Origin of the sequence: Clostridium thailandense (assembly GCF_019207025.1) — a bacterium.
GTDB classification, from domain to species: Bacteria; Bacillota; Clostridia; order Clostridiales; family Clostridiaceae; genus Clostridium_AM; species Clostridium_AM thailandense.
This window is the reverse complement of record NZ_JAEEGC010000054.1, coordinates 42,888-69,553: the sequence shown is the minus strand read 5'-3', so window position 1 is coordinate 69,553 and position 26,666 is coordinate 42,888. Positions and strand designations below refer to the sequence as shown.

The 26,666-nt window shown below is 30.1% G+C and carries 19 protein-coding genes, 1 tRNA gene and 1 riboswitch; of the genes, 3 read left to right on the top strand and 17 right to left on the bottom strand.

Annotated elements, in window-relative coordinates; all coding sequences use genetic code 11:
* Positions 1–115 precede the first annotated feature (115 nt).
* From I6U48_RS12980 to I6U48_RS12965, 4 genes are all read right to left on the bottom strand, one after another.
* Positions 116–2,173: a methyl-accepting chemotaxis protein gene (locus I6U48_RS12980; protein ID WP_218320891.1), complete on the bottom strand. Its 2,058-nt coding sequence runs from the start codon at positions 2,171–2,173 to the stop codon at positions 116–118.
* 152 nt (positions 2,174–2,325) lie between these two features.
* Positions 2,326–4,080 carry an ABC transporter ATP-binding protein gene (locus I6U48_RS12975; RefSeq protein ID WP_218320890.1) on the bottom strand — a complete coding sequence of 585 codons (1,755 nt, stop codon included), beginning with the start codon at positions 4,078–4,080 and terminating at the stop codon, positions 2,326–2,328.
* Entirely contained in the window at positions 4,046–5,773 is a 1,728-nt protein-coding gene (locus I6U48_RS12970) for an ABC transporter ATP-binding protein (protein WP_218320889.1), read from the bottom strand. The genes I6U48_RS12975 and I6U48_RS12970 overlap by 35 nt, the downstream gene beginning before the upstream one ends.
* Positions 5,774–6,031: 258 nt before the next feature.
* Positions 6,032–6,107 (bottom strand) — tRNA-Met (locus I6U48_RS12965).
* Between the two features lie 222 nt (positions 6,108–6,329).
* Here I6U48_RS12965 and I6U48_RS12960 point away from each other — a divergent pair.
* The gene (locus I6U48_RS12960; protein WP_218320888.1) at positions 6,330–6,536 is read left to right on the top strand and encodes a hypothetical protein; all 207 of its coding nucleotides are present in this window, start codon (positions 6,330–6,332) and stop codon (positions 6,534–6,536) included.
* 180 nt (positions 6,537–6,716) lie between these two features.
* Here the strand turns inward: I6U48_RS12960 and I6U48_RS12955 are convergent, their stop codons facing one another.
* The 3 genes from I6U48_RS12955 to I6U48_RS12945 all read right to left on the bottom strand — a co-directional run bounded on the left by I6U48_RS12955 (position 6,717) and on the right by I6U48_RS12945 (position 10,556).
* Positions 6,717–7,844, bottom strand: a complete 1,128-nt coding sequence (locus I6U48_RS12955) for a DUF1648 domain-containing protein (RefSeq protein ID WP_218320887.1) — start codon at positions 7,842–7,844, stop codon at positions 6,717–6,719.
* Positions 7,845–7,905: 61 nt separating this feature from the next.
* Positions 7,906–8,286, bottom strand: coding sequence for a GntR family transcriptional regulator (locus I6U48_RS12950; protein ID WP_218320886.1), 381 nt, complete (start codon positions 8,284–8,286; stop codon positions 7,906–7,908).
* A 251-nt stretch (positions 8,287–8,537) separates the two neighbouring features.
* Positions 8,538–10,556: a methyl-accepting chemotaxis protein gene (locus I6U48_RS12945; protein ID WP_218320885.1), complete on the bottom strand. Its 2,019-nt coding sequence runs from the start codon at positions 10,554–10,556 to the stop codon at positions 8,538–8,540.
* A gap of 106 nt (positions 10,557–10,662) precedes the next feature.
* On the opposite strand from I6U48_RS12945, the gene I6U48_RS12940 reads away from it, so the two are divergent.
* Positions 10,663–11,220, top strand: a complete 558-nt coding sequence (locus tag I6U48_RS12940) for a DNA-3-methyladenine glycosylase I (RefSeq protein ID WP_376774553.1) — start codon at positions 10,663–10,665, stop codon at positions 11,218–11,220.
* 101 nt (positions 11,221–11,321) lie between these two features.
* Here I6U48_RS12940 and I6U48_RS12935 read toward each other — a convergent pair whose 3' ends face one another.
* From I6U48_RS12935 to I6U48_RS12895, 9 genes are all read right to left on the bottom strand, one after another.
* Positions 11,322–11,723, bottom strand: a complete 402-nt coding sequence (locus tag I6U48_RS12935) for a response regulator (protein WP_218320884.1) — start codon at positions 11,721–11,723, stop codon at positions 11,322–11,324.
* Between the two features lie 14 nt (positions 11,724–11,737).
* Positions 11,738–14,803, bottom strand: a complete 3,066-nt coding sequence (locus I6U48_RS12930) for a PAS domain S-box protein (RefSeq protein ID WP_218320883.1) — start codon at positions 14,801–14,803, stop codon at positions 11,738–11,740.
* A gap of 63 nt (positions 14,804–14,866) precedes the next feature.
* Complete coding sequence (locus tag I6U48_RS12925; protein ID WP_218320882.1) at positions 14,867–15,895, bottom strand: protein-glutamate methylesterase/protein-glutamine glutaminase; 1,029 nt, start codon at positions 15,893–15,895, stop codon at positions 14,867–14,869.
* A gap of 115 nt (positions 15,896–16,010) precedes the next feature.
* Positions 16,011–17,732: a methyl-accepting chemotaxis protein gene (locus I6U48_RS12920; protein WP_218320881.1), complete on the bottom strand. Its 1,722-nt coding sequence runs from the start codon at positions 17,730–17,732 to the stop codon at positions 16,011–16,013.
* Positions 17,733–17,762: 30 nt separating this feature from the next.
* Positions 17,763–18,248, bottom strand: a complete 486-nt coding sequence (locus tag I6U48_RS12915) for a chemotaxis protein CheW (RefSeq protein WP_218320880.1) — start codon at positions 18,246–18,248, stop codon at positions 17,763–17,765.
* A gap of 61 nt (positions 18,249–18,309) precedes the next feature.
* Complete coding sequence (locus I6U48_RS12910) at positions 18,310–20,355, bottom strand: chemotaxis protein CheA (RefSeq protein ID WP_218320879.1); 2,046 nt, start codon at positions 20,353–20,355, stop codon at positions 18,310–18,312.
* Between the two features lie 12 nt (positions 20,356–20,367).
* Positions 20,368–20,961 carry a TetR/AcrR family transcriptional regulator gene (locus I6U48_RS12905; protein WP_218320878.1) on the bottom strand — a complete coding sequence of 198 codons (594 nt, stop codon included), beginning with the start codon at positions 20,959–20,961 and terminating at the stop codon, positions 20,368–20,370.
* A gap of 168 nt (positions 20,962–21,129) precedes the next feature.
* Positions 21,130–22,587, bottom strand: a complete 1,458-nt coding sequence (locus tag I6U48_RS12900) for a sensor histidine kinase (protein ID WP_218320877.1) — start codon at positions 22,585–22,587, stop codon at positions 21,130–21,132.
* A 2-nt stretch (positions 22,588–22,589) separates the two neighbouring features.
* Positions 22,590–23,276, bottom strand: coding sequence for a response regulator transcription factor (locus I6U48_RS12895; RefSeq protein WP_218320876.1), 687 nt, complete (start codon positions 23,274–23,276; stop codon positions 22,590–22,592).
* 367 nt (positions 23,277–23,643) lie between these two features.
* A riboswitch (THF riboswitch) is annotated at positions 23,644–23,738 on the top strand.
* 138 nt (positions 23,739–23,876) lie between these two features.
* On the opposite strand from I6U48_RS12895, the gene I6U48_RS12890 reads away from it, so the two are divergent.
* Positions 23,877–24,668, top strand: a complete 792-nt coding sequence (locus I6U48_RS12890) for a folate family ECF transporter S component (RefSeq protein ID WP_218320875.1) — start codon at positions 23,877–23,879, stop codon at positions 24,666–24,668.
* A 178-nt stretch (positions 24,669–24,846) separates the two neighbouring features.
* On the opposite strand, the gene I6U48_RS12885 is transcribed toward I6U48_RS12890, so the two are convergent.
* Positions 24,847–26,535: a methyl-accepting chemotaxis protein gene (locus I6U48_RS12885; protein ID WP_218320874.1), complete on the bottom strand. Its 1,689-nt coding sequence runs from the start codon at positions 26,533–26,535 to the stop codon at positions 24,847–24,849.
* Positions 26,536–26,666: the final 131 nt, after the last annotated feature.

The window sequence follows — 26,666 nt, the reverse complement described above, 5'->3', positions numbered from 1 at the left end:
GTCGGCCGTGCGTGTCTATAAGCAAAAGCAATTCAGTAATTTTGTTTATTCAAATAAAAAAGCTGACAATATAGCCAGCTTTTTTATCTTGAACTAATTATTTGCTGTTTATGATTTATAATTTAAACTTTTGTATTAATTCATTCAACCTTTGGGCAAGTTCAGCCTGACTTTGAGCTGTCTTAGCTACCTGTTCTATTGCCATAGTGGATTCATTTACACTTTCACTAATTAACTCTGAACTTTCAGATGACTTTTGTGACAGCATAGCTAAGTTTTGTACTCCTGAAGCAACTTCTCCTACTGTTGCACTTATTTCTTCTGTCATTGCTGCTAGTTCCTCAGACATGCTACTTACAAACTCAGCATCCTTTTGATATTGAAATCCTATATCACTAAAGTTCCTAAATTGAGTCCTTACATTCTTATCCATAAAAGATAGTAAATCATTACTATCATCAGAAAGGTTGGCAAAAGCATTTTCAATTTTACTAATTACTTGCTTTATATTATTAACAGCTTGAGAGGTTTGCTCTGCTAATTTTCCAACTTCATCAGCTACTACTGCAAAACCTTTTCCTTGTTCACCTGCTCTTGCAGCCTCAATGGAAGCATTTAATGCTAGTAGATTAGTTTGTTCTGCTACATCGGATATTGTATTAGCCATTACAACAATTTCTTTAACTACTTTACTTTCTTTTATTGACTTAATAATCTCTTTTTCTCTTTCCATATAGACCTTCTCAGTTTCCTCAATTGCATTTCTACTATCTAGCTGAATTTGAGAAGCTCTTTCATTTATTTTAATCGAATTACTACTTCCATCAACTGCTTTGTCAGACAGAGTATTTACAGTACTTCCAATCTCATGCATAGATGCAGATATTTCTTCTGCTGTAGCTGTAGTTTCTTGAACACCTGTATTAATTTCTTTTATTGAACCATTAATAGATTCAAACTGTGAAGTTACTTCTTCTACTGTCGCAGATAACTCTTCACTCGAGGCACTTAAATCACTAGAATAGCTTGATACATTGGTTACAATTTCTCTAATACTATCAACCATATTGTTAAGATTTACAGCCATTTCACCAAACTCATCTTGTGAATTAATTTCCACCTTGTTTGTTAAATCTCCTGAACCTAACCTTTTTGCCAATAAGTTAACTCTAGCTATGTTATTTTTCAAGTATCTTACCAAGAAAATAATAGATAAAGTTAATACTATTATACATACAATTCCAATTAATAACATTCTGCTCATTAAAGAACCTATTTCTTCATATAACTGTTTTTCAGGAACATAGACTGCTATCTTCCATTTAGTTTCAGGTACTTCAGCAAAGTAAACTGCATTTTTTCCATTATCATCTGTTATTTCCGACTTACCTTCCTTAGATGTAAGCATAAGTTGTCCTAATTTTTTTAAAGAGTCATTTTTGTCTTCTGTAATCTTAGTTTTCATGGCCTTACTACTATCAATATTAGCTCCTGCTATATAATCGCCTTTTTCATCTATAAGAAATGCCCTTCCATATTGTCCTAATTTTATATTTGTAATGTTCTTTTGTATTGAATTAATATTGATATCTGCAGTTGCCACTCCCATGAATTTATGTTCTTCATTATAGAAAGGTGCTGTAGTTGTAACCATAGTTACTTTTGAAACCTCATCATAATATGGTAAAGACCATTCTATCACATTCTTAGTATTGATACCAACCTTATACCAATCATATTTAAAATAATCATATTCTTCATTGCTATACTCATATGTGGAAACAACTTTTCCACTATCTTTATATACATATGGTCCAAAATACTTTAATGAAGAATCATATTTATTAGGCTCAAACCAAACCCCCGCACCCATTGTATCGCTATTTAAACCTATATCTTCCGCCATTATAGCTATCATATTTTCCTTATTCATACTCTTATGAGAAACCTGAACTGTTTTTGCTATTGTTTCTGCGATTTTTGAATGTGCTGTAAGCCCTATCTCGATGTTACCTATATTAGTACTTAAGAAACTCTTCATTTTGCTGTCAATTTCAGTATTAATCATTTTTTTACTCGAAGAATATGCCAGCATTATAAGTGTAAGTACTGATATTATAATTATAGGTAGAAATATTACTAGAATTTTGATGCTTATTTTTTTTATTTTCAAGTCGCCTCCTCCTTACAAATATTTATTAAACCGCTTATAAACAAAATATCACAATTAATATGCTTCGTCAAATTCATCCCAAAATTTTACATCTTTTTAACTTACCTTTTACCTGTACTTAACAAAATATATAACACTTTTAAAATTGATTTTTAAATTTCTCTTTCCTCCATTATCATATTTCTATAATGCCCATTTTTTTTCATCAATTCACAATGTTGTCCTATCTCTAAAATTCCACCATTTTTTAATACAATTATTACATCAGCATTTCTTATGGTTGAAAGTCTATGCGCTATTATCAATGTTGTTCTATTTTTCGCAATGTTCTCTATAGCCTTTTGTATTAATATTTCAGTCTTTGTATCAATATTAGCAGTAGCTTCATCTAGCACAAATACGGAGGGATTGTGAGCGATTGCCCTAGCAAAGGAAATCAATTGCCTTTGGCCTGCCGAAAATGTATTTCCTCTTTCCACAACTGTTTCATTAATATCTTTAGAAAATTCCTTAATATAAGAAACTTCTATTGCCTTTTCCAAAATATCTTCTTCAATACTATCATTTAGTGTAATATTATCTTTAACGGTTCCTGAAAATAAGAACACATCCTGAAGAATCACTCCAACATTTTTTCTAAGACTTTTTTTATTTATATTATTAATATTTATGCCATCAATTAAAATTTCGCCTTTTTGTATTTTATAAAATCCACTGACAAGATTGATTATTGTAGTTTTTCCAGCACCTGTTTCTCCTACAAAAGCAACAGTTTGCCCCTTTTTTACCGAGAAGCTTATATCTCTTAGAATCCAATCCCTATTGTTATAAGAAAACCAAACATTTCTAAATTCTATATTTCCCTCAATATGTTCAATTATAATTCCGCTATCTAAGTCCTCCAGATAAGCTTCTTGATCTAATAGCTCAAATACTCTCTCTGCAGAAACCAGTCCTGATTGAATAGTTGCATAGCTATCTGCCATATTGGAAATAGGAATGAAGAACTGCTTTATATACGTCGTAAAAGCATAAAGAACTCCTATCTGAAGAGTGTGGTTTGAAATTTTATTCATACTATAACATACTAAAATAGCTATGGTTAAACTCTGAAAAACATCCGAAGCAGGCTTGAAGAAACTATTCATCCAAACCTGAAATAAAGTAGTTTTATTATATTCATTATTTAATTTTAAGAACTCTTTTTCTTTGTCTTTTTCTCCATTAAATATTTGCACTAATTTCATGCCTAATATATTTTCAGACATAAAGCCATTAATACTTCCAATTAGACTTTTCATTTTTTTAAAGTTATATCTTATCCTCTTTTTTAAAAGAAAAACTATTGCAGCCATTAAAGGAAGTACTGAAAAAGAAACTAGCGCTAATCGAAAATTTATAAAAAACATAGCACAAGTTACCCCAATTAGCAAAAAAAAATCTTGAAAAAGATTAATTAAAACATCTGTATACATTTGACTTACAGCTTCCACATCATTGGTTGCTCTTGTAATTAATGTTCCAGAAGAAGTTTTATCCAAACATGAAAGAGGTAGAAGCTGAATAGTTTTAAATACCCTAGTCCTTAATTCTCTCATTATTTCCTGTCCTGCTCTGTTTATAAAATTCACCTGAGATACTAAAAGAAAATTGCCTAATACTACTATAAAAAAATATGATATTCCCATAGTCGTTATTGAATAAAACCTCTTTTGTTCTACGTGTTTTATTAAAAAATCATCAATTACCAATTTTAAAATATAGGGTTTTATAAGCTCAGCTACATTTACTAGGATTACACAAGCCGAAGCAAGTAAAACCTTGTTTATATGAGGTAATGTTAATTTTAAAAGTCTTCCTAGGCTTTTGGTTTTAGAAATTATAAGATTGGATTTTGGAGATATCATAGTATAATCCCCCTTTTTGTAACAATTCCAAGTGTGTACCTCTCTCTAAAATTCTCCCTTTATCAATAACTATAATTTCATCTGCATGCATAACTGCAGATATCCTATGTGCTATTATTATTGAAGATTTATTTTTTCTTAATTCTTTAATATTTCTAAGTATTTTCGCTTCAGTAATGGTGTCTACTGCCGAAAGAGCATCATCTAGTATAAGTATTTTGGGATCTTTTATAAGAGCTCTTGCAATTGAAATTCTCTGCTTTTGTCCTCCCGAAATATTTACACCTCTTTCACCAAGAATTTCATTAAATTCATTTTGAAGATTCATAATACTTTCGTATATGCAGCTGTTTTTAGCAGCATATGCTACTTGCTCATCTGAATATGCATCCTTAAAAAATTTTATATTATTGCATATAGAATCACTAAACAAAAAGTTATCTTGAGGTACAAATCCAAAGGAATCTCTTAGTCGATCTAATTTGTAATCATTTATATCAATTCCATCTAAGAATACTTTTCCTTTTTCAACATTATACATCCTTAGCAATAGATTAACTAATGTACTTTTACCTGAGCCTGTTCTTCCTATAATACCTAAAGTACAGCCCTGTGAGATACTTAAATTAATATCACTTAGAACAATTTCCTTTGAATTTGGATATGTAAAAGATAGGTTTTTTATTTCTATAGAGCCCATGATGGGCTTTTCTACTAAATTATTTCCTTCTTGTATCTTAGGGCTAATACTAAATATTTCATTTAGTCTATTTAATGATGCCATACCTCTTTGAATAATTGTAATGATTCTTCCAAAAGAAACTATAGGGGCCATAATCATAGTAAGGTATCCGTTAAAAGCTATAAATTCGCCTAAAGAAATTTCTCCTTTTAAAACCATATTGCTTCCCATTATAAGATTTAATACAAAACTTATACTGAAACATAATTCAATTAAAGGCGATAAATATGATGACGCAGCTACCATATCCAAATTAGACTTTATCATTTGATCATTTAACTTCTGAAAATTTTTTAGCTCGTCCTCTTCCTGTACATAAGCCTTAATCACCCTAATGCCATTTATGTTTTCTTGTACCCTATCTGAAATAGAAGCAAAGCTTTCTTGTACTTTTTTAAAACGATTACGAACTATTCTGCCAATACTAATCATAATAAAAAAAATAACTGGTACTGGAAGTAGTGATAAAATAGTAAGTCGCCAATTTATAGTTCTAGCCATTGAATATATTGATATAAAACATATTACCATCCCGTTTATAGTCATTGCTGTTGCAGGTCCAAAAGTCATTCTTACGGCATTTACATCATTTATAGCATAGGCAATAAGATCACCTGTTTTATTTTTATTATAAAACTCAATAGATAGTTTCTGAAGATGTTCAAAAAGCTTCTCTCTGAGATAACATTCTAACCTTCTTCCATTTCCTATTACCAGATTGCGCCAAACATAAGTAGTTAAAAAAGTTCCAAAAGCAATACAAACTATATAAGCAATATTTATATATACATTTTTAAAATTAAAACCATCTATTTTTAAAATATCTATTGTATTTCCAAGAACTTTAGGAAAAAGAGCTTGAATATAGGAAGTTAATAACATAAATAATATACCGATACTGTACGATATCTTATGGTCTATTATAAAATTAATCAATATCTTTTTTCCCATATACTATCTCCTGCCTTATATCTTAGCATTTATATTTTATAAGTTCTTTTAAAATATGTTTTACTTAATATAAATATACTTTTTTTACCTCTTTATATCAACTATTTATTATTTAAAAAACTAACTTAGCATCATAACTAAGTAATTACAATCATCAAAAGAACACTAAGAATTTACTTAGTGTTCTTCCTCTTGCCTAGCAGCGATCTAATCTTCCACAGAGTCTCCTCTAAATGTTGCTCTATATGCCAATACTTTTGGTTGCGGGGGCAGGACTCGAACCTACGACCTTCGGGTTATGAGCCCGACGAGCTACCAGCTGCTCCACCCCGCGTCATTATGTTAATTTACTTTTCCCTTATGTATTGTATCCCGATTAAATCAATATTATGCTAAAAATAAATATTAGATTTTAAACTAATACTTTAACTTTAAAATTTCTGTTGTACTATTCAAAGTATAAATAACTTTCTTCAATCAAATAATAAACATAAATTACAATAATAGAAGAATTCCATGTACTTTTATAAAAATTAAATTAAATAGAGGTGACTATATGGATCTGAAAACCATTAAAAAAGTTGAAGATTTAACTATTGTGAATGATGTAAATAAAAGATTAGAGCAAGGCTGGTTACTTATTGGCACATATGCTAACGATTATAATCATTTTTCTTATCCCAGTGAGACCACTTTTCACTATGTAGTAGGACTTCCTGAGGGCACAGCTTATGTAGAAACCCCTCAAGATACCAACTACTGATCCAGAAGAATTATAAAATCAAAAACGAACTAACAATAATTTGTTCAAGTTTTTGAATAAAAGTAGCCACCAGTGTGAAGTACATCCTAAATTTTATTTTGTCTGACATTTATGTCACACTTCAAGTGAGCGGCTACTTTAAATTTTTTCAATTATTATCAATAGTTACTATTAATAATCTTACTTCAGGAAAAACTTCATTGAAAGTATTATTATTAAAAATATAACTAATATAATAATACTTTCGATTCTTCCGAAGTTCATGGTCCAACCTATTCCGAATCTTTTTTCCACAAACAACGAAGGATCATCTTTATTAACATAAATACTATTACCAAACTTCCAATACCTATCATCATCTCTATCAAGCAAACTATTTAACTTGCCTTCTTTGCTTTGTATCTTTATCCTACTTCCACCCTGACCTGTCTTTATGCTCATAATCAAGCTTCCGATGCAAGCTATAATTGCAAAGGAAATAGAAAACATACTCATAATTTTATAGTTACTTTTTATCACTTGTAACGTAGTCAAGTTAATAAAAGTAAAAAACAAATTTATCATAACAGCCATAGCTATTAGATACATTGACCACCTATATCTAAATATTCTATTTTGCTCTTTTGATATTTCTGGCTTTGAAGCGCTTATCTGTTGCTTAGACCACCCAATAATTTTAAAGCTGAAAAACATAACTATAGTTATAAAACACTGAGCTACTGGAACTGATAAAACAGATTTATAGGACTTTTTTGCCCAGTTATCTGCCTGACCTAGTGAGTTCCAATGTATAGGAAAAGTTTCTGGAACTCTATTATAAGCGTTGAAGGCTATAATTACATTTACAAGTATTATAGCTGCAGGAATTAAAAACCACCATGGTGAAGCAAGCATTTTGCCACCTTTTTCTTTAGAGAAATTAGTATCAACCACTACTGCCGATTTTTTATTCTTATACCACCCATTTCTCTCCTTTATAACTTTAACCTTTTTATTTCCAATATAGTAAATATAAAAGGTTACAGCTAAGTACAAAAAAATTTCTACTGCTTTTAAGAAATTAATTAAATGGTTGAGATATATTAAAAGAAACCAATTTACCAATATATAAAATATAAAAAACAATACATTGTTTTTTATATATTCTCTGTAAATTTTTTTAAGCTCTTCATTTTCTAACTGCTCTTCTGGTATTCTAATTCCAAAGTATATATCCTTTCTTGTAAGCTTTGGCATCATAATTTGAATTATAAAAATAATTGTAATAATAGGTACTATTGTGATCATAGAAATAAGTGAGTTTCTCATATAGATTCCTCCATAAATATCTTTTTGTTTTATAAAACTTTTATTTATCAAAGGCTTTATTTTATCTCTGTTTATATTTTTCATATATCTCTTTACATATATTTAAAAATTCCTCTTTCTCAACACCTCTGCAATAAAATTCTGCCACAATTGAATCTATCTCTTCTCTTAAATTATCTTTTAACTCCTGAGAGATTGGTGCAGGTATTTTATTTATTATCGCTCCTTTTCTTCTATCTATACTTACAAATCCGTCTCCCTTAAGTATGTTATAGGCCTTATTTACGGTATGCATATTTATTCCTATATCTTCTGCCATTTGACGTACTGAAGGTAAGCTGTCCCCTTCTTGTAATTCGCTTTTTGCTATTCCCTGTATAATTTGCCTTTTGAGCTGAACATATATTGGTATATCCGATTCAAATTCTATTTTCAACAGCATGTACTATTACCTCCTAATCATATTGTTTTAATAAGTGTCTTTCTTAATTTTTATGAAAGTTATATTTGTTATATATATAATAGAACAGATGTAATGAATCATCAATTCTATTTTTTAATTAAATAACCATGTAAATAGCTATATTAAGTTAGATAAACTCAATATAGCTTCAATTAGATAAGAAATTCTTTGTTTTTTGTCAAATTAACAGCCTAGGAATTCTAAAAACTCCTAGGCCATTTATTGTAATGTTATATCTTAAATTTCTTTACTTCAGTGCTTAATTCGTCTGCAAGTCTGTACAAATCCTGTGAGCTTTGTGATAACTGATTAATTATAGAGAGCTGCTCTTGGAATGTACTAGACAAATGCTCTGAATTATTAGTTGAATCAGTGATTGACTCCGTAATTTTCTTTATATCTATGAAAGTATAATCAACATATTCTTTAATAATACTTAGAGTCTTATGAAGCTGAATTGAATTTTCCTTAGTACTATTAATATTTCCGACTGCTTCTTTAAGTCCATTTTCTCCACTTTTAACAAGTTCAGCCTGCTTGTTAAAATCGATTAAATTGTTTTCTATTGTTCGAGCAGTTAAATCTGTTTCCTCTTGAATATCTGATACTAACTTTTCAATATTTTCTGCTTCGCTACTCGATTCTTCAGATAACTTTCTGATTTCATCCGCAACAACAGAAAATCCTTTTCCATGTTCTCCAGCACGAGAGGCTTCTATAGCAGCATTTAATGCTAAAAGATTTGTCTGCTCTGAGATACCTTTAATTGCACTTACAATACTTACAATCTCAATCGATTTATTTTTTAATTTGACTATAGATTTTGATGATCTGTTTAAGCTTTTAGCCATTGTATCAATATAATTGGCAGCTTCCATTATAGAGCTATTGCTAGAATTCACAATGTTTGTAGCTTTGCCAACGCCATCAACAGCTGCAAATAATTCATTAGTTCCCTCATTAACCTGATTTTGAGCACTTTCCATCATTTTCAATACTGAAGCCGCGCACTCAGACTGCTTAATTGCTTCATAAGTCATATTGTCGATCGTACTGGAAGTTTTTGATGCTGCTTGATTGGCAGTTCTAGCAATTTTTGATAAAGTATTTGACGTATCTACAACCACATCTACAGATTTGTTTATATTTGAAAACATTACCTGAAGTTTTGATTTCATTAAATTAAAAGCTCGTGAAAAATCACCAATTTCATCCTTTTTATTCGAGTATTTTTCCAACATTTTTTCTTCAATGCTAGTTGTTAAATCACCTGAGGCTATTTTATTAAATTCATCAATAATGATCTTTATCGGTTTTAAACCAATATTAATTATTACAAATGATACAACTATTACAGAAACCATCAATATTAATACTAGTATTATGGAATTTTTAGCCAATTGGTTCAAAGCAATAATTCCAATTGTATTTTTAGATTCAACTGATAATACTCCTATAGATTTACCCTCTGCATCTTTTAAGACCTTTTCGGTTTGTATAATAATTGAGTTTCCTAAAGTTTTTTTGGATATTTTTACTTCACTGTCTTTAAAATCAGAAGATTTATATTTAACATCCATGTTGTTTTTTCCTGTGGATATAACTACCCCATTATCAAGCTTTAAAGTAATTTCAGCTCCTACAATATCCTTACCTAAATCTATAAGACCTTTGTTTAAATGTCCATCAACAGTTGAAGAATTTTTAATTTTTCTTGCATAAAAAATGTACCCATCGCAATCACTAAAATTTCCATCATCATCCTTCACAACTTTAGCTATACTTACAACATATAAACCTTCAGAAGTCATTTCAAGCCCACTAACACAAGGAGTATTATTGGCAAAGCTTTTAAACAAATTTAAATTATTTAAATTAATATTTTTCCACTGGTCAGGAGCATTGTCTTCAGATAAAACAGTACCGTCGGAATTCATAACCATTATTATTTCATTATCTGTATTTTCTTTTACAGAACTGGAAACATTACTATTAATCCAATCAACATCTTTTTCATTTATTGCGTTGTACAAATCACTCCAAGGTGTCCAAGCTACATATGAATTCTTATGACTATTTACTATAAAATTAATATAGTTATCTACACTATCAAGATTATCATAGGCCCTTTTTTCATCTATATTGTTAATACTATTTTTAATACTAAAATAAGTAATGCCAATATCTGTTACAAGTGGAACAATAATGAGAATTAATAACGATATTAATAACTTTGATTTTAATTTCATAACCGCACAAGCCTTTCTTATAAATTAATAAATAAGTTGAATTAAATAAAAATCATTTATAATGTATAATAATATTAATAAATCAAAACTAATGAAAGGTGGAATAATTGTGCAAAGATGTCCTTGGTGTGGAACTGATCCACTCTATATTAAATATCATGACGAAGAATGGGGGACACCTGTTCATAACGACCTTAAACATTTTGAGTTTCTTGTCCTAGAATCTGCTCAAGCAGGACTGAGCTGGATAACAGTACTTAAAAAGCGAGAAAATTATAGAGCCGTCTACGATAATTTTGATCCTATAAAGGTTGCAGCTTATTCAGAAGAAAAAATAAATAAATTGCTTGGAAACGCTGGAATAATACGAAATAGAAGAAAAATAGAGGCTTCTATAAATAATGCTAAAATTTTTTTAAACATACAGAAGGAATTTGGGAGTTTTGATAATTACATTTGGAAGTTTGTAGATTATAAACCTATAACTAATAGTTGGAAAAACGTGTCAGAATTACCTGCAACTTCTGATTTATCCGATAAAATAAGTAAAGATTTTAAAAAAAGAGGTTTTAGATTTCTAGGATCCACTATAATTTATTCCTACCTTCAGGCGACTGGTCTTATAAATGATCACATAATTATCTGCTTTAGGCATAATAAATAAGTTAACTAAGATTACTAACTTCAACAATTACAGATAAACATGGCCGACACTTAACTTATACGCAGGGATATGTTAAGTGTCTGATGTGGGTATCTATACATCTAAACATTTTTTATAATATCTAATTTTTTCATTACCTCGATTAACTTATCAGTATCAATAGGCTTTGCAGCATATGCCTCACAACCTATTTCAAAGGCTCTGTGAACATACTCAGTATCAGCAAGGGCAGTAATCATTATAATCTTTATCTTCTCATCATTCATAACTCCTCTTTGTTTTTCAAAATCTCTTATAGCTTTTAATACTTTTACCCCATCCACCTTAGGCATCATAATATCTAAGCATATTACATCATAAGGCTCTTTTTCTTTTATTGCAATCAGATATGCATCCAAAGCCTCCATTCCATCTACAACAACATCACACTCTCCGTATTGAGATAAAAATGTGAAAAGAAATTTTCTGCTTATCATATCGTCTTCTGCTATTAATATTTTCATTTTATATTCCCTCCTCAAGATAATTGATTTTTCAAAACATTAAATATTCTTCTAACATTTTGTACCTTATTTATAGCATCATCATAATTGCCACGTCTTGCTGATAATTCTACTTTAAATGCACTAGTCTTAAGTTCCTCTATTCCTAGCTCATTAGCTAAATTCTTTATTCTATGAGCCAATATTTCAATCATATTAATCTCTCTTTTATATATAGCATTATCTAGAGAATCTATTGCTTTAGATAATTCATTTAGATTCGGCATCCCTTCATCATCATATCCATTTTTTCTTAAGCCTATAGAAACTTCTCCATTTTCACCAATGCAGATACTCACATCCGATATATTGGACATAAATGAAAAATTTCTGCTTGTATGTATAGCTTTTTCAACAGTATTAACTAATTGCTTAGTTTCTATCGGTTTAGATACATATTCATTCATACCTTGTGCTAAAAATCTTTCTCTATCTCCTTTAAGTGCATAAGCTGTTATTGCTATAATTGGAGTTATTTTATTCTTTTCTCTTATTTTTCTAGAAGCTTCAATTCCATCCATTAATGGCATTTGAATGTCCATTAAAATAGCGTCATAGGAATTTTTCTCACACATTTCTACAGCTTCAAGACCATTGTTAGCAGCGTCAACAAAATATCCTAGTTCTTTTAATATACGAGTAATAACTATTTGATTTATTTTATCATCTTCTGCAAGTAATAGCTTATATGTTTTATCGACCTTCTTTAATTGAATTTTATCCACTGATTGTGTTTCAACTGTATTACCTATTCCAAACTTAAGAGTGAGATAAAACTTACTTCCTATTTCCTTTTTACTTTCTACCCATAGTCTGCCGCCCATGATTTCCGATAATTGCTTTGATATTGCAAGTCCCAGTCCAGTTCCTCCAAATTCCCTTGTAATAGAACTGTCAATCTGACTAAAACTTTTGAATAGCCTTTCTATATTTTCTTCTGCAATTCCTATTCCACTGTCTTCAACAACAAATTGTAGTTCTACTTCGTTATTTTCTATTTTCACTTTATCAATTTTTATTAAAACTTCTCCAACTTCAGTAAATTTGATAGCATTGCTTATAAGATTATTAAGTATTTGTTGGAGTCTTCCTGGATCACCAAAAACAAATTTGGGTATATCTTTTGAGAATATATAATTTAATTCTATACCTTTTTCAGAAGCTCGTGCCAGATGAAATTTAATCGTTTCTTCTATCAAAGATTTAATATCAAAATTAATATTTTCAATAACCAACTTTCCTGCTTCCATCTTTGAAAAATCTAAAATATCATTAATTACTTTGAGTAAAGATTTTGCACAGGATTTTATAACTGTAAGATTTTCTTTTTGTTCGCTATTTAATTGTGTAAGAAGAGTTAAATCCACCATACCTACTATTCCATTTATAGGTGTTCTAATTTCATGGCTCATATTTGCTAAAAATTCACTTTTTGTTTTGTTAGCAACCTCCGCATCTTCTTTTGCCGCCTTAAGACTATTTTCAGTAGCTTTTCTTTCGGTTATATCCCTAATGATACTTACAATAACCTCTTGACCTCCAATTACTGCACCCTTTGAACTTATTTCAACTGGAAATGTACTATTATCCTTACGGTAATGAATAGTTTCATAAAACATTCCTTCTTTATAACATTTTTTGAGTAATTCATCAGTTATATGCCCTTCAGCTCTTAAATTTCTTATATTGAGTTTTAAAAACTCTTCATGAGTATATCCATAAGATCTCAATGCTGCTTCATTTGCACCAATAACGTTACCTTTAATGTCTATAAAATGTATAATATCTGTAACACTTTCCGAAAGGATTTCATATCTCTTGAGTCCTTCTTCTGCAATTTTTCTATCTGTTATATCTACTCCCATACCAATATATCCATCAAATTTTCCATCTATATCATAGAATGGTCTGTTTATACTCTGTATCCATTTATACTCACCACTCTTATGCATCATCCTATATTCTATATCATAGGGTTGCCTTTTATTAATAGACTTTTTATGCCTCTCATAGCATTTCTCTCTATCTTCAGGATGTAAAAAATTTAACCATCCAAGGTCTAAACTTGCTTCTTGAAACTCTCCTGTAAACTCTGACCAATTTCTATTTATATATGTTGTATTCCCATGAGTATCATTTTTCCAAACTATAGAAGGAAAATTTTCAAATATTTTCAGATAGAAATCTCTTGATTTTGCTACTTCTAGTTCTTTGTTCATTCTATCTGTTATATCCATTAATACTATAACAACATTCTTTCTGCTGCCATCACTCATTGGAGTAATACTAGCTTTAAACCATAATTTGTTTTTTTGATTATTTAATATAAATGTGTTACTGCACTCAATATTTGTTGTAGATAAATCAAATTTCAGCGCTAATTCTATAGCTATATTTATAGAACAAGTAGCACACTGTGGACTATATCCGCAGCCTTTTTTACTTTTAAAACTTTGCTCACATAAAAACGCATTTCCAAATTTTTTACCTATGCTTAACTCCTCACTACTCCCAAGAAAATCTATCGCAGCTTTATTGACCGTTTTAATAATTACCTTTTCATCAACAACTATAACGCCAACAGGCGCAGAGTTAAATACCCTCATGTAATTACTTTGTTCTTCCTTCAATTCCAGTTCTATGCTTCTAATTCTAGTAATGTCCCTAAAGACAGTTACTGTTCCAGAAACAGTTTCACCATTTTTCTTTATAGGGGAAACATTAGCCGATATATATTTATATTCTCCTTGCTTTGTAACTAAAGCAGAATTTTCTCGCAGTCCTATTGCACTTTCCTGTTTAAGAACAGTATCAATAGGGCTTTCTAAAATTTCTTTTGTGACTATATTTACCAATTCAAATATTTCATGGAATTTTTTGTGATCAATTTCATTTTTACTCCAACCGGTTATTTGTTCTGCAGCAGCATTAAAGAATATAATATTGCCACTTATATCAGTAGCAATTACTCCATCACCTATACTTGCTAAAGTAGTAGCTAGAAAACTATTTTTACTATCAAAATCCATATTCCCTAACATAATAGATAATCACCTCCTATATGTTAATTCTCCTTTAATATCGTGATCCCTGAGCTTTATCTCTCATTCCTTAAGCATAGAATATATAAGTCTATGAATATTCTCCAAAGAGCACTGTTTCTCCACTGCTCCTATGTTAAATGCAACTTTAGGCATGCCATATACCACCGAAGATTTTTCATCTTGCCCAATTGTTCTTGCTCCTTTTCTTCTCATGCTAAGAAGCCCTTTTGCACCATCATAGCCCATACCGGTAAGTATTACTCCTATTGCTTTATCTCCGGCTTCCTTTGCTACTGATTGAAAAAGTAAATCTACTGATGGACAATGTCCATTCACCTTTTCCCCTTTAAAAATTTCTATCCTATATTTTTCTCCAACTTTTCTTATTCTCATATGGTGATCACCAGGTGCTACTAAAACCCTACCAATCTCTACGAAATCTCCGTTTTCTGCTTCTTTGCACTGGAGTTTTGTTTGATTATTAAGCCTTTCAGCAAACATTTTAGAAAAAACAGGAGGAATATGTTGTACAACAACTATGCCCGGACTATTTTTAGGAAGCTGCTTTAATATCTTATAAACTGCTTCTGTACCACCTGTAGATGATCCTATTGCTATAATTCTATTTGAATTCACTCTTATAGATTCAAATAGCTCTTCTTTTAGATCATTATGATTTTCGATGGAAACTTTTGCTACTGCTGCAGTTTTTACTTTTTCTATTAAATCATAAAGGAATTCCTCTACAGTTCTTGCAAGTTTAAGGTTAGGCTTTGTTACAAAATCTACTGCGCCTACCTTCATTGCATCAAATACTGCTTCACTTATAGTACTAACTACAATTACTGGAAGCAAATATTGAGGGAGTAGTCTTCTTAAGAATTCAATGCCATTCATCTTTGGCATTTCAACATCACAGGTCATAACATCCGGTTCATATTTTAATATTTTGTCCCTTGCATCAAAAGGATCCTGTGCTGTTGCAACAACCTCAATCTGTGGATCAGTTGCTAGACCCCTTGCTATAACTTCCCTAAAGATCATACTATCATCTACAACAAGTACTTTAATTTTCCTATGTATAGGCATTATCTCCTACTCCTTTCTGTAAACTGCAGCCCTTATTTCTCAATTAGATACAAATCAATTTTTTACGCTCTATAAATACTAGGAGAGAGTCCCAAAGACTCTCTGATTTCAAATTCTAATATTTCCCAAATTCATCATCACTTAATGATATATTCTTAGGCTTAGTTGAAGTAACCGCTGCTTCTTCATTAAATTCTTGATTCTGTCTTTTCCTATTCCCCTTCATATCTTCAAGAACTCTTAATAACTCTGGATTTAATTCATCTATTCCATTATAAAAGGAATAATTATTTTTTTTCAATCTAAACTTTGCTACTTGATCCCTTAATAGTTCAGCTTGACTTGATAGCTCTTCACTTGCTGCAGCACTTTCTTCGGCAGTTGAAGAATTTGCCTGAACTACTTCTGATACCTGTATAATACCTTCACTAATTTGATCAACGCCTGCTGCTTGTTCATTTGAGGCAACTGCAATGCCATTTACTATCATAGCCACCTTATCCACATCTCTAACAATTTTATTAAGTGCCTCCGCTGTATCAGCAGCTATCTTAGTGCCACCTTCAACCTTCTTTATTGAACTTTCGATCATCTCAGTGGTCTCTCTAGCTGCATTTGCTGAACGTGCTGCCAAGTTTCTTACTTCTTCTGCAACCACCGCAAAGCCTTTCCCATGTTGCCCTGCTCTGGCTGCTTCAACTGCTGCATTTAATGCAAGAATATTTGTTTGAAATGCTATTTCATCTATAACTTTTATAATTTTAGATATATTGGCAGAGGATTCATTTATTTCTTCCATCGCTTTTAACATTACCTCCATCTGACCATTGCCTTGAATTGCATTGTCTTTGGCAACTTCAGCTAATCCATTGGCTTCATTTGCATTATCCGCATTTTGTCTAGTATGTGAAGAAATTTCTTCTACAGAAGCAGTCAATTCTTCTATTGTACTTGCTTGCTCTGTAGCCCCTTGAGATAATGCCATACTGGAATCAGAAACCTGCTTTGCACCAGAAGCTACTTGTTCAGACGCAGCACTTATATTTATCATAGCATTATTAATATTATTTGACATCTTACCAAAAGCTTTGCTCAAAATACCAACTTCATCATTAGTTTTTGCATCCACTTCAATATTCAAATCACCATCAGCTATTCTATTAGCTAATCCAACCAAATTAACTAAAGGTTTGCTTATAATACTAGCAATCATTAGCCCTAGCAGTACAGCAAGTCCTGTACTTACTGCGATAATTATTATCATTATGATAGTTTGACTTTTAAAGTTTGCTTCATTTGAATTATTAGCTTCCACAGCATACTTTTTATTTAATTCTATGAGTTTTTCAATTACCGTCTCAACCTTTTCTCTTGCTTTTGCAAATTCATTAATCTTTGCATCTGCTTCAGCAATTTTACCAGCTTGAAGTAACTTTATAACATCTGAACGGATCTGTCTATATGGAATTAAGTTGTTATTTAACTCGGCATCCATATCTTTTTCTTCTTGAGTTATAATACCTTTTTCATAATCAGTCAATGCTTTTGTATTCTCATCTGTCCATTTCGCTATCTCATCAATTCGTTCTTGCAGCTTAGTTCCATCTTTCTCATAAGTCATTAATAAAAAATTTGAACGGATATACTGTAAATTTTTTTGTACTTTCGTAAGATTAGTAATTGGCTTAAAATTATTTGTATACATTTCAATTGATCTCTTATTTATTTTCCCCATACTACTAATTCCCACTGCCCCAACTACCGCAGTAAAAATAGCCACAACTATAAAACTTGATATTAACTTAGTTTTTATCTTTAAATTACTGAACCATTTCATAATAATTCCTCCTGTAAATTTGTATTAATTTTACAAACTTAAAATTTCGTCATCAGTGAGTAACTTTTTGCAATCCAATAAAAGTTTAACTTTACTTCCTACTTTTCCTATGCCTTTTATATATTTATTGCCACTTCCTTTATTTAAATCAGGTGGTGCTACTATATCCTGTTCCTGTATTGATATAACTTCTGAAACATTGTCTACTATAAGTCCTACTGAGATATCCTGAATATCTATAACAATTACACAAGTCCTATCATTATATTCTTTAAATTCCTTTCCAAACCTCAATCTTACATCCATAACTGGTATTATTTTTCCTCTCAGGTTAATAATCCCTCTTATGTATCCCGGTAATTCCGGAACTTCGGTTATTTCTTGAACACCTATTATTTCAGTGACATATTTAATTTCTATTCCGTAAGCTTCACTTCCTAGAGTAAAGGTTAAAAATCTCCCCTTCTGAGTATCTTCTCGATTATCTATTAATAACTGCTCATTAGAATTAGGCATATATTTTTACTCCTCTCTTGAAATTTCAAAACTTTCTTCATCAGTTAATCTTATTTCGTATTTAACCTATCAAATCATTAACAGCAAGTATAAGACTTATGCTTCCATCACCTAACAAGGTGCACCCTGCAAGTCCTTTTATTTTTTTTATATTATTAATATAATTAGGTATTGGTTTTACCACTACCTGTTGCTTTCCAATAAGCTCATCTACAAAAATACATACAGTTTTACTTTCATTTTCTACTACTATGATAATACCTTGCTGCATATCAGTTACTTCAGTCTTAACTTTATAAAACTTATGTAATCTTAATATTGGATAACACTTTCCTCTAATCATAATCATTTCATTTCCGTCTGGATCTTTAAATACATCATTTTCCTTTGGTCTAAAGGACTGCTTTATTGAAACTATAGGAAGTGTATAACGCGACTTTCCTACCTTTATATTCATTCCATCAATAATAGCTAGAGTTAAAGGAATTTTTAGAGTTATTGTTGTTCCTTTTCCTTCTATACTATCTGTCTGTATGATACCGCCTATTGCCTCGATATTTTTAATAACTACATCCATGCCTACCCCTCTACCAGAAAATTCTGTTACTTTATCTTTCGTTGAAAAACCTGGGAGAAATATAAGATTAAATATCTCTTTGTCACTCATATCTTCTGGTGATTTTTGAAGCAAATCGCTCTGCATGGCTTTAAAAATTATTTTATCTTTATTTAATCCTCTTCCATCATCTTTTATAATTATAAGAACTTCACTGCCCTCATTTTTAGCCTCTAAAGTTATAGTTCCTGACACTTTCTTACCTGCTGCTATTCTTTCCTCTACAGTCTCTATCCCATGGTCAACAGCATTTCTTATAATATGCATAAGCGGATCACCTATATGCTCTATAACATTCTTATCAACCTCAGTATCCTCGCCAATTATGTCGAGATGAATCTCCTTACCAAGTTTTTTACTCATATCTCTTATAATTCTGTTCATTTTTAAGAGCGTGTTGCCAATTGGAACCATTCTTATAGACATTACCATATCCTGAATTTCACTAGTTATTTTGTTTAACTGCCCTGATGCCTTATGAAAGTTATCTAAAGTTAATCCAGCAAGATCAGTATTTTGAGTTACCATAGCCTCTGCAATTACTAGTTCTCCAACTAAATCCATAAGTTTGTCCAGTTTTCCTACATTTACACTTATAATACTCTGAGTTTGATTATTTGATATGCTTTGTATTTCTTTTTCTGATATGTTATCATGAGCCTCAGGAATTTTAATTGTTCTATCTAGAGTGCTGTGATTTTTATTATTGTAGTATTCCTCTTCGTTCTCTAATTGGGTTAACTTTGATCTGTCTAGAAAAGTAATCTGCTCTAAAAAATTTTCTATATCCTTATAAATTTTATCGGTTCTTAAATATATTTTAAATCCTTCTTTTCTTATAGCCTCGCAACTATCATTATTTTCAATGATATCTTCTGGTATATAATAAAAGTCATCTGTAATATCCTTTAAATTATGTATTACTGTAAAAGCCCTTATATTCTCCATTTCACATCCATCTTGAAAAAAGATTTCAGCCTTAAACATATTATTTTTCACTTTCTGCATAAGCTTGTTCGCAGGTATATAAAATTGTTTTTCTGTTGATTCATTAGTCTCTAAAGGAACTGTTATATTATTATTTTGCTTCAAGACTTCAAGATAATTAGTAATATTTTCGATAAGTGAGTCCTCTAAACCATCAGCGTTATCTCTGTTCTTAATTTTCTCTAATTCTATCTTTATGAAATCTATACTTTCAAGTACCAAATCACACAAACTTGACTTATCTATATTTTTAGCTTTACCTTCGCGAATAAAATAGAATAAATCCTCTGTTGAGTGTGCTACTTTTGAAATATTATTAAATAGCATCATTGCTGATGAGCTTTTTATAGTATGCATAATTCTAAAAATTTCGTTAATTGTATCGCTAGAGTATTCTTTATCTGCCTCACTGTTAATAACACACTGTTCAAGCTGCTCTAATTGTTGAGAGGTTTCAAAAATGAAAACCTCCAACATTGGATCGTTAACATACTGCTCTGCCAAAACTATCACCTCCTATTTATTAAAAACAATTTGATCCAAGATCATGTTAAGCATAGATAAGGTTCTATTTTTAATAGAAAAATTGTATTTACTCATTCTCCATTTTAAGCATATGCTCCTGGTTCCACCAAGGATTAAATCTTCTACATCTTCACAGTCTATATCTTGTTTGATAAGCTTCTCTGCTTGAGCCTTTTTAATTGTATCGAGCATAAAGCCAGATCTTTTTTCTATTATGTCTCGTACCTTATCTCTCAATTCAATATCTGCGAGTAAACTGTCATATACTTGTACTAAAGCAGTTATTGCTGGATAATTTTCGTAATATTCAACATAAGCATTTACGAAATATTTTATTGTCTCTATTGGATTTAAAGCTAAATTCCTACTTGCTTCAATAATTGCATCATCAAATTGGCTAAAATGATTAAGTACCGAAATCATAATGTCTGTTTTACTTTTAAAGTGTCTAAATAAAGTTCCTTCTGATACTCCTTCATGCTTAGCAATTATTTTAGTAGAAAGGTTTTGAATACCAACTTCATTTATTGCTTCAATAGTTGAAAGTACTATACCTTCTTTTCTATGTATTAATGATACATCCATTTCATTACCTCCACATGGAGTAAATACTTACTCCTATTGTTTCTAATTATATCATTTTATTCTTTTTTGTCAATTTATAGATTTTATTAACAAAAAAGTCCATTTGAATAATTATAATTTACATTGAAGAATTTTTAAATAAAAACTTCAGATAAACTTCTGAAGTTTTTATTTAAAATATATATAAAATGTGGTTCCTTTTCCAAGTTTACTGGTTACTTTAATTTTTCCATTATGACCATCTACTATTGACTTAACAATTGCAAGCCCTAGGCCATATCCACCTTGTTCTCTAGATCTATGAGACTCTATTCTAAAAAATCTATCAAATATCTTGTTTAAGTTGTCCTCAGAAATGCCAACACCGTTATCTGCAACTTCTATTACTCCCAAAAAACCTTCTTCTTCAGCTATTTTATTTACAAGTATGTCAATAACTCCATTTTCGGCATCTGTATGCATTATAGAATTTTGAACCAGATTAAAGATAACCTGCTTAATTTGATCTTTATTTACCAAAATAGATAGCTCATCTTTTATATGTAGTTGAATTTTTCTTTTTCCTGCGATTATATTTAACTGAGGATGTATTTCTTTTATGATGTCACCAATATTCTCTGTCTTCATTTTTACCGAATTCTTTTTGTCTAATCTAGTTAATAATAACAGATTATTTACCAAGGTACTTAGCCTTTCACTTTCCATTAGTATCGTATTTAGCGCCAAGTTCAATTTTTTTTCGTCTTTAGCTGCACCTCTTAGCAATACTTCTACAAAACCATGTATAGATGTTAGCGGCGTTCTTAATTCATGGGATGCATCAGAAATAAATTGACGCATCTTTTCTGTAATATATTGTTCCTTTTCAAAAGATTCTTCTATATGACTGAGCATATTATTAAAAGCAATGGATAGTTTATCTATTTCAAGTTGCCCACTATTTACTGGAAGACGCATATCTAGCTGTCCCACTGTAACTTCTTCTACAGCATTTGTCACATTATACAATGGTTTTAAAGTATAATTCAGTACTGTTCTCCCAAGCAAACTTCCTATAATTAATATTAAGATTGAAGCAAACAAATATATATATAATTGTCGGTGCAATATACTTTCTATAGGTTCCATTGATGTACTTGCTTGTATCAAACCAATAGGTGATTGTTCATCACCTATTTTGCGAAAGATAACTATCGTATCATTATCGTTCATATCTTTAACTATTATAAATCCTTCTAGATTTCCCTTTTCATTGAGCTTTCTTTTATAATCTTCTTTGCCAAGATTTGGAACCAAAGCATTGTCTCTACTTTTAATGCCTTGCTCTATAACCTCTCCATCTTTATCTATAATAGATATTCCTATTTCCATATCAATACTTCTCTTTATGATTTCTTTTGCACTATTTTTTAAATCTTCTTCAGAATGTAGTTCTAGAAATTTATGTGGATCAGTATTATGAATACGAGATTCCAATAGTTGTTCTTTTCCTCTAGATAAATAGTGACTTAAAATTACATATTGAGATGTTTCCATGATAACTAGCAAAAGTATTAAGAGTAAAAACAAACGAATTAAAAGCTTCCATCTTAAACTCTTTATCTTGAATCTGTTTTTAAATTTCATTATTATACTACCACCTTATATCCAAGACCTCTTACTGTTTTAATAATACTATGCTCTTTATCTCCAATCTTATCTCTTAAATATCTTATATATACTTCAACAATATTTTCTTCTCCATTAAAGTCAATTCCCCAAACCTTTTCTATAATCATTGATTTACTCAAAACCATGCCATTATTTATTAGTAGATACCTCAATAAATTGTATTCTGTTGGTGATAGTTGCAATACTTCATTATTAAAAGAAATTTCATGAGCTCCATCATCGATGCAGAAGTTGCCAACATAAGTTGTACTCGTGAGTTCAGGAAAACTATTTCTCACTCTTGCATTAATACGAGCTACTAATTCCTTAAAACTAAAAGGCTTTAACATATAATCATCAGCACCTAGATTCAAACCTAAAACCCTATCATCTACATCATCCTTAGCTGTTAGCATTATAATTGAAGTTTTAATGCTTTTTTTAAGTTCTGTGCATACCTCATATCCATTCATTCCAGGCATCATAATGTCTAAAATAATTACATGAGGATTCACTTCTTTTGCTAACCTTACTGCATCGATTCCATTATAAGCAGTGTAAACCTTAAAGCCTTCGTCCTCCAACCCCATTTGTATAAATTGTACTATGCTTATTTCATCATCAACTATAAGAATAGTTATATTATCATTATTTTTTAGTATCATAAGTTATCTTTAGTAAGAGAATACGATAAGTAACACCTCTCACTAAAACTCACCTCTTTTCTTTTTATTATTGTAGAAAATTACAAGAATAGTAATTGTTTTAAACATTTGTAGCATAGCATATGAATTCTCACTTAGCAACATTATTATCAGTATTAATCTCAACATATTTTCTAATCTTATTTCAATTATTTACAGAAAAAATATAGTTATATTGGACATATATCCAATAAAGTTATAATTTTTCATGTAAAACTTACAACTTTATGACACAATAAGTCATACAAAATATTTTTTGAAAGTATTGGTGATTCTTGTAAAAAATCATAGACATACCTATACAACTTTTGTATAATTTAAATAAAGTAGCAGAGTAAATATTGTGCATTAAGTGTTAGAGAATGGGAGGTTGTCTCTAAACGAAAAGTTTAAAACTTATGATACAATATTGCTTCCACTGTTACATTAAAGAGATTTTGTATTTATATACCTCTTTTCTCTTTAATGTGACACACATTAAAGAGAAAAGAGGTGTTGTTTTATTCAGAAATGAAAACCTATACATCTTATCAAAATATTATTATATAGGGAGATAATGAAATGAAAAATAAGATGAATACAAAGTTTCTTGTAACTACAGCTATGTGCATAAGTATATCAGTAGTGTTAAGATCTTTCTCTATAATGATTACTGCTGGTGGAGTTCTTACTATGAGGGTAAGTTTTGGTGCAATTTTCTATATACTTCCCGGTCTACTTTTTGGACCTCTATACGGTGCAGCCGCTGGAGGTATAGTGGACATACTTGGTACAATTATAATGCCTATGGGTGCCTATATACCAGTATTTACTTTAACTAACATTTTAGCCGGATTTTTACCAGCTTTAATTTGGAAAAAGATTAAAGATGTTTCAATTGAAAACTTAAAAAAATATTATATTATTTTCTTCACTTTATTAACTTTAATAGGAATTTTTAACACATTAATAATTACAACTATGCATAGCTCATATTTAGGAAAAATGCTTATGTTTATGGGTAAAAAGGCTCAATATCTTGGTGTTGGACTTATACTGATTGGAGCTATAGGATTTGCTCTTCTTATAATAAACAATATAATAAATAGAAATAACAACAGTAATTACAGTTATGTTTATAGTAACTTTTTTAAATTAATTATTTCTATAGGTGTATCAGGAATACTAGTGTCAACTATGAATACTTATTTTATACTAACATTCACACCAGCACTTGCTGCTAAAGGATTTATGGTGTTATGGGTTCCTAGAATAGTAGAAACACTGGTTATGACTATTATAAATTCTTATGCTATAGCAGTACTTTTGTACTCTTATAGTGCTCTTGCCGGAAGAGTAACTAAAAAAATATAATAAAGTTTCATTTAGATGGGGATTCAATTATAATTCTAATCAATCTCCATCTAAATTTTTTACATTATTCATCATCATTAACTATATTTAATAACTTTTCCGCTGCATTAGTAGCCTCTTCTGTAGAATTATTTAATTTCTCTGATAAAGTAGCTATTTCTTCAATTGAAGAACTTGACTAGCTGATTTTGAATTTGTTAACTAAATTATTCAAGTTCTCAGATAAATTATTTAATTTTGAAGACATTTTATTAGTTTTTAAAATAATCTCTGTTTGAACATTTACATTTTCTACTATGCTGCTTACTTCTAAAGCCATTTTAGAATTGCTATCATTAATTGATTCCATAGTAGAAGCAAGTTCTTCAGTAGATGCACTTTGCTCTTCAGCAGCAGACGCCATATTCTCAATCCTAGAATTGATATTATTAATTCTATCTACAATTTTTCTAAGCTGCTCATGCACATCTTCTACTATAGCAGTACCCTGCTTTATATTTTCTCCTGACTCTATAGTTGAACTTATAGTATTTAAAATTATACTCTGAATACTAGATACAAGTTCAGAAATCATTTTTGTAGAGCTTATATTATTATCAGCCAAAATTCTAATTTCTTCTGCAACAACACTAAAGCCTCTACCATATTCACCAGCCCTAGCAGCCTCTATAGATGCATTTAACGCTAATAAATTTGTTTGGTCTGTAATTTGTTTAATAGTATCAACTATTTTTTCTATTTCTTCTGCTTTCATACCTAACTTTTTATTTAAATCCATAGTATCTATAGATAATTTTTGTGTTTTTTTCATCTCTTCCTTGGCTCTTAATGCCATCTGCTCACTCTGAATTGCAATATCATTTATTTGTTCTGACATAGAAACTATTTCCTGTGCACCTTCTGCCGTAACATAAGAAACTTGAGCTATACTGTCCATTGTTGAAGTAACTTCCTCCACAGAATTAGTTATATTTTCAATATCGCTTTTTACATTTTTAATACTATTATTTATTTCAATTGCTCCAATTTCTATCTTTGCAACACTTTCATTCAAAGCTTCAGAGCTTTCAGAAACAAAAACTGAGTTGTCTTTAATGTTTTCTACCATACCAGATAGCTTATCCATAAAATTATTAAAAGAATTTGCCATAGTTCCTATTTCATCTCTTGATTCTATATTTATTCTCTCAGTTAAATCTCCTTCCCCCATTTCTAAATCTTTAAGAATAAAAAGCATACTATTAATTGGATTTGTTATGGCTTTGCTAAGTTTTAACACTATAAAAATAGCAACTATCAATGAAATTCCACCTAATATTAAAGATACTATTAAACTAATATTCATTTCATTAGTTATATCTTTAAGGTCTGTATCCATTAATTTTTTACTATTATCACTAAGCTTATTTATTTCAATTGACAAATTTGTTGCCATTGGATCAAATTGTTCCATTAATACATTTCCTTTTTCATAACCATCTTTTATGTAAACGTTAGCCATATTAGTGCCCAATTCATAAAATTTATCAAAATCACTATTTATCTTTTCAATATTATCCTTTGTTTCAGGATTAATTTGTTCTAATTTAGTTATAGAGTCTTTAAATTCGGCTTTATATTTTTCTGCATCAGTAAAACTTTCTTCATTTTTTGTAGCCGATGCATCAGATAGAAACTGTTGAACTTGAATAACAGCCTCATTAATATTAACAGCATACTCTACCTGTTTATATGCATTCTCTCTAACATCTTTGATACTGTTTTTATTATGATTAATTATATTAATACTTACTATGATATTTGCAAATAGAGTTATTAGAATTAAAGAAAAAGCTATTTCTAATTTATGTCTTATCTTAAGTTTCATTATTCTTCCTCCTCATCTCAAATTACACTTAATTATACTCTAGCGGCAAGAAATGTTAAATAATCTTTTTTATTATTTTTAGAAATGTTTACAATTTAATAAATATGGATATAGTTATTAACAATGATTTT

What these genes read in the sequence shown, in the direction of transcription:
- I6U48_RS12905 (WP_218320878.1), bottom strand. Translation starts at nt 20,961, where the DNA reads ATGGATGTATCATTAATACATAGAAAAGAAGGTATAGTACTTTCAACT.
- I6U48_RS12955 (WP_218320887.1), bottom strand. Translation starts at nt 7,844, where the DNA reads ATGAGAAACTCACTTATTTCTATGATCACAATAGTACCTATTATTACA.
- I6U48_RS12885 (WP_218320874.1), bottom strand. Translation starts at nt 26,535, where the DNA reads ATGAAACTTAAGATAAGACATAAATTAGAAATAGCTTTTTCTTTAATT.
- I6U48_RS12920 (WP_218320881.1), bottom strand. Translation starts at nt 17,732, where the DNA reads ATGAAATGGTTCAGTAATTTAAAGATAAAAACTAAGTTAATATCAAGT.
- I6U48_RS12895 (WP_218320876.1), bottom strand. Translation starts at nt 23,276, where the DNA reads ATGATACTAAAAAATAATGATAATATAACTATTCTTATAGTTGATGAT.
- I6U48_RS12930 (WP_218320883.1), bottom strand. Translation starts at nt 14,803, where the DNA reads ATGTTAGGGAATATGGATTTTGATAGTAAAAATAGTTTTCTAGCTACT.
- I6U48_RS12935 (WP_218320884.1), bottom strand. Translation starts at nt 11,723, where the DNA reads ATGAAAATATTAATAGCAGAAGACGATATGATAAGCAGAAAATTTCTT.
- I6U48_RS12925 (WP_218320882.1), bottom strand. Translation starts at nt 15,895, where the DNA reads ATGCCTATACATAGGAAAATTAAAGTACTTGTTGTAGATGATAGTATG.
- I6U48_RS12915 (WP_218320880.1), bottom strand. Translation starts at nt 18,248, where the DNA reads ATGCCTAATTCTAATGAGCAGTTATTAATAGATAATCGAGAAGATACT.
- I6U48_RS12975 (WP_218320890.1), bottom strand. Translation starts at nt 4,080, where the DNA reads ATGATATCTCCAAAATCCAATCTTATAATTTCTAAAACCAAAAGCCTA.
- I6U48_RS12890 (WP_218320875.1), top strand. Translation starts at nt 23,877, where the DNA reads ATGAAAAATAAGATGAATACAAAGTTTCTTGTAACTACAGCTATGTGC.
- I6U48_RS12900 (WP_218320877.1), bottom strand. Translation starts at nt 22,587, where the DNA reads ATGAAATTTAAAAACAGATTCAAGATAAAGAGTTTAAGATGGAAGCTT.
- I6U48_RS12960 (WP_218320888.1), top strand. Translation starts at nt 6,330, where the DNA reads ATGGATCTGAAAACCATTAAAAAAGTTGAAGATTTAACTATTGTGAAT.
- I6U48_RS12950 (WP_218320886.1), bottom strand. Translation starts at nt 8,286, where the DNA reads ATGCTGTTGAAAATAGAATTTGAATCGGATATACCAATATATGTTCAG.
- I6U48_RS12970 (WP_218320889.1), bottom strand. Translation starts at nt 5,773, where the DNA reads ATGGGAAAAAAGATATTGATTAATTTTATAATAGACCATAAGATATCG.
- I6U48_RS12945 (WP_218320885.1), bottom strand. Translation starts at nt 10,556, where the DNA reads ATGAAATTAAAATCAAAGTTATTAATATCGTTATTAATTCTCATTATT.